The organism is Candidatus Limimorpha sp., from assembly GCF_056203535.1.
Map to the genome: position 1 here is coordinate 1 of NZ_JBADWU010000085.1, position 4,875 is coordinate 4,875.

Annotated in this window: 3 protein-coding genes; 2 read left to right on the plus strand and 1 reads right to left on the minus strand. The window is 46.7% G+C overall.

Annotated elements, in window-relative coordinates:
* Positions 1 to 1,163: 1,163 nt before the first annotated feature.
* The gene (locus AC06MN_RS10250) at positions 1,164 to 2,144 is read left to right on the plus strand and encodes an adenosine kinase (RefSeq protein WP_475672281.1); all 981 of its coding nucleotides are present in this window, start codon (positions 1,164 to 1,166) and stop codon (positions 2,142 to 2,144) included.
* A gap of 95 nt (positions 2,145 to 2,239) precedes the next feature.
* A complete protein-coding gene (locus AC06MN_RS10255; protein WP_475672282.1) occupies positions 2,240 to 4,375 on the plus strand; it encodes an elongation factor G in 2,136 nt (711 codons plus the stop codon).
* 79 nt (positions 4,376 to 4,454) lie between these two features.
* Here AC06MN_RS10255 and AC06MN_RS10260 read toward each other — a convergent pair.
* A partial coding sequence (locus tag AC06MN_RS10260; protein WP_475672283.1) for a T9SS type A sorting domain-containing protein occupies positions 4,455 to 4,875 on the minus strand: 421 nt, incomplete at its 5' end.

The window sequence follows — 4,875 nt, forward strand, 5'->3', positions numbered from 1 at the left end:
TCTCTTCGCTTGCCCAAACGCAAAACTAATTCTTTTTCCGCTATAGCGACATCTTTCAGCCAGATACGCCTGTTATATCCGCCATCCGTTTGTTCAACAACAATGATAACTTGATGCAAATGGACCGAAAAATCAAGGGCAGGACCATCGGCCTCTGCGCGGCCAGCCTAACAGCATGACCTTCAAGAAATATGTCATAAACGCAATTTCGTGAAGGTCAAGCCGTTAGTCTGTCCCTTTGCGGGCGCTGCCCCGCCGTCCTGACCGTGGCCAACCCGCCCAACCCAGTCGGGTTTTCAACACTTCAGTCAGGAACATGCTTAGAAAAATTGCGAAATGGACTATGTTGGGTGATATTGCCGCTCCATGCCTGTTATATCCACCATCCGTTTGTCGCCCAACAATGATAACTTGAAAGAAAAGAAGAATAAAAAACATCCTTATTCATTTGATATTGAATTATTTGACCTGTTTTTGTGCAAATTTAAAGTTGCACTTTAAAATTGCATGAAATATGAAAATCTTAAGTGACTAAATGCTTTTTGACCCATGTTGGTTGCCAAAATCTTGTCAGTCGGCAGGCGCATCTCAATTAGATACGTTAAGATGACAAAACAAGAGAAAGTTTTTTTTCGACCTTTTTATGACAAATGATAATGTTTTTTGTATAACAAACTCATTATCAATAATATAACAAAATTCATTTTGTCAAAAAGTCATTTGTCATTTTGTCACAATAAGCAAATTCAACCTCCTCGTCATTTGTCAACTATATAATAAAATAGTTAATAATATATTATTAATTAGGTATAGTAAGTAGGCGAAAAGAGAAAGGGGGAAAACATCGAAATCGCTTATTGTGATTTTTTGACAAATGACAAAATGACAAAATCACCATGCTGGGGTGCGAGATATACCAACGCTATATCCGCATCCAATCTCCTGCCGCTCCGCTCCCACTCCGCTTCGCTGCGCATCGGAGAAAACCTCAAAAAAACTGCCGGACGGGATGAAGAGAATCCAGCTTTGGCATTGGGATGGTGGTGGTTTGGCACATTGCGGTTATAGATGCCATTACAAAAGATATAAAAAACGCTTTTTTATACCCATAAGGCATAGAAAACGCTTTTTTATGTAAGTTTGCACGCAAATTTTCAATCATTATGGCACAACAAAAAATACTCGGAATAGGAAGCGCCCTCACGGACATCCTGACACCCATACAAGATGAAAGCATCTTATCGGAACTGAACCTGCCTAAAGGCAGCATGACCCACGTCGACATGGCTACTTCGCTGAAAGTCGGCAAAGCTTTGGCTTCATACAACAGCACGATGGCCGCTGGCGGCTCGGCTGCCAACACGGTCAGCGGACTGGCAAAATTAGGCATCGAAGCTGGTTTTCTCAGCAAGGTCGGCAAGGACGAAATCGGCAGTTTCTTTGAAAAGGAAATGCTCGACACCAAGGTCACGCCAGAACTGTTCAGAACCGAAACGCCGTCGGGCCGTGTGCAGGCTATCATCACGCCCGATGGCGAACGCACCTTTGCCACTTATTTAGGCGCATCGCTGGAACTTTCGCCCGACGACATCACGCCCGATTTGTTCAAAGGCTGGGATATTTTCTATGTCGAAGGCTATCTCGTCGCCAATCCGAACATGCTCAACAAGGCTATGGAGACGGCAAAAGCCTGCGGCCTGAAAATCGCCATCGACATGGCAAGTTACAACATGGTGGAAGACAACCGCGACTATATGCTGCAACTCATCAACGATTATGTCGACATCGTTTTCGCAAACGAATCGGAAGCAACCGCCTTGACTGGCATGGACCCAAGGGAATCGCTCGATTTCATTGCATCGAAATGCGAAATCGCCGTTGTAAAAATCGGTAAGAAAGGTGCTTACATTAAGAGAGGCGAAGAAATTGCCACCGTCGATGCCGGAAATTATAAGCCTATCGACACGACAGGCGCCGGCGACATGTGGGCTGCCGGTTTCTTGGCTGGCCTCGTCAAAGGCGAAAGCCTCGAAAAGTGCGGAAAAATGGGTGCCATCGTCGCGGGCAACGTCATCGAGGTGATGGGGGCCAAAATGGATGAGGCAAGATGGAACAAGGTTTATGAGACAATTGCAAAATTGTAAGAAATCTATAAAAGATAAAGCATTTTTTCGTAATTTTGCGCCCTGTATATTTTCTCGAGAGATATAATATTAAAAATTAGACACTTAGATAAACAATGAAGGAATTCCAGACAAAAGAAATCCGTAATGTTGCCCTCATCGGTGCAGCAAAATCCGGTAAAACCACACTTGCCGAAAACATGCTTTTCGAAGGCAAGATGATCAACAGAAAAGGTAGCACTGAAGAAAAGAACACCGTTTCCGACTACCGTCAGATTGAAACCGACCGTCAGATTTCGGTGCATGCTTCAATGATGTACACCATCATCAACAACACCAAGATCAACATCCTCGACACTCCTGGTTTCAGCGATTTCTCAGGCGACATCGTTTCCTGCCTTACCGCTGCCGATGCAGCCGTCTGCAACATCAATGCCCAGTCAGGCGTTGAAGCTACAACGGAAAACGCTTGGCGTCACGCTGCCAACACCAACAAGCCGGTTGTGTTCTTCATGAACCAGCTCGACCATGCTAACGCCAATTTCGACAACACCATCCGCGAAATGAAGGAATACTTTGGCGACAAGGTTACTCCTATCCAGTATCCGGTCAATGCCGGTGAAGATTTCAACGCTGTCATCGACTTGATCATGATGAAGATGTTGGTCTTCAAGAATGGCAATGGCGCTCCTGAAATCCAGGATATTCCTGCTTCGGAAATGGACAAGGCCGAAGAACTCCACAACAACCTGATTGAACACGCTGCTGAAGGCGAAGAAGCCTTGATGGAAAAGTTCTTCGAAGAAATGACCTTGAGCGAAGAAGACATGGAACGTGGTATCCGCCTCGGCATCATCAACCGCGAAATGTTCCCAGTCCTCTGTGGTGCTGCCAAGAAGGGCGTCGGCGTCAGCCGTCTCTGCGAATTCCTCATCAACGCTTGCCCATCACCTGCTGATGTTCCTGCTGTCAAGGCTAAGAACGGCCAGGAATTCCACAACAGCAACGATGATCCAACCGCTATGTACATCTTCAAGGTTACCACCGAACAGAACCTCGGCGATGTAGCTTGGATGCGCGTTTACGGCGGTCAGGTTTCTGAAGGCCAAGACCTCGTCAACCCACGCAGCGGCAACAAGGAACGTATCTCACAGCTCCTCGCTTTCTGCGGCAAGAATCGTGAAAGAGTTGAAAAAGTCAACGCTGGTGATATCATCTGCACCATTAAGCTGAAAGACGGCCGTATCGGTGATTCTCTCGTCGATGCCAAGGCTGCAGAAGCTGCTTTCGAAGAAATGCCATTCCCAACACCTATCTTCACCATCGCCATTAAGGCTGCCAACTCACAGGAAGATGAAAAGCTCGGTGGCATTCTCAACGACCTCCACAAGACCGACCCAACCGTCATTTCAGGCATGTCACGCGAATTGCGCCAGAACATCCTGCAATGCCAAGGCGAATATCACTTCAACACATTGAAATGGTATTTCGACAACGTATATAAGATTGCCGTTGAAACTGCATCTCCAAAGATTCCTTACCGTGAAACCATCACCAAGTCGGCTCGCGCTGATTACCGTCACAAGAAACAGTCAGGCGGTAGCGGTCAGTTCGGTGAAGTTCACTTGCTGCTGGCTCCTTATTATGAAGGCTACACCGATCCAGGCGAACTGCAAGTGCGTGGCAAGGATGAATATGAACTGCCTTGGGGCGGTAAGCTGATCTTCGCTAACTGCGTTGTCGGTGGTGCCATTGATGCACGTTTCATGCCTGCTATCCTGAAGGGTGTCAACGAACGTCTTGAACAGGGTCCTCTGACCGGTTCATACGCCCGCGACATCATCGTTTACGTTTACGATGGTAAGATGCACCCAGTCGATTCAAACGAAATGGCATTTAAGATTGCCGGCCGTATGGCTTTCTCAGCTGCATTTAAGGCTGCTGCTCCTAAGATTATGGAACCTATCTACGACCTCGACGTCCGCATGCCTGCCGACCTGATGGGTGCCGTTATGACCGACCTTCAGGGCCGCCGCGCCATTGTGATGGGTATGGATTCTGACCACAACTACCAGACCATCCACGCTAAGGTGCCGTTGGCAGAAATGGACCGCTATTCAACTTCACTCAGCTCACTGACATCAGGCCGTGGTACTTTCACCATGAAATATGCTGAATACCAACAGGTTCCTACCGATGTCCAGAACAAGCTCCTGAAGGAATACGAAGAAAGCCAGAAGGAAGAAGAATAATCGTTATTTCATTCCCGATATTGAAAAATCCCGTCAAAATTTGGCGGGATTTTTTAGTTGCTTCCTAACAATTATACAATCATTTGGTAATCACTATCTTTTGTGTTTGGTAACATTCACCACACAAAACCGTGACGGTATAGACACCATTGGTAAATTCGCGAAGGTCAAGAACCTTCTGACCTTCATTCCCTTCCAGTTCCACCTGCTTCACCCGTATGCCCATGGCGTTGAAGATGGAAAGCTCCGCTTTGGCGTTGCCGTTGGGTAGCGTGTAGTCTATAGCAACCCATGTTGTGGCAGGGTTAGGATGTACATTCATTTGCAGCGGCACCACTTTGGGCTGTTCCTCTATGCCCGTCGGGTCGTCGTAGTTGAAGATGTCCGTGATGTGGAGGACCCAGAAATTCTCATTTGAATATGGGATAATCGTATCATTTGAGCAATAATAATCCCCTGTCATTTCAAAATGATTTGGGTATGCTGTGGCAGCAATGGTA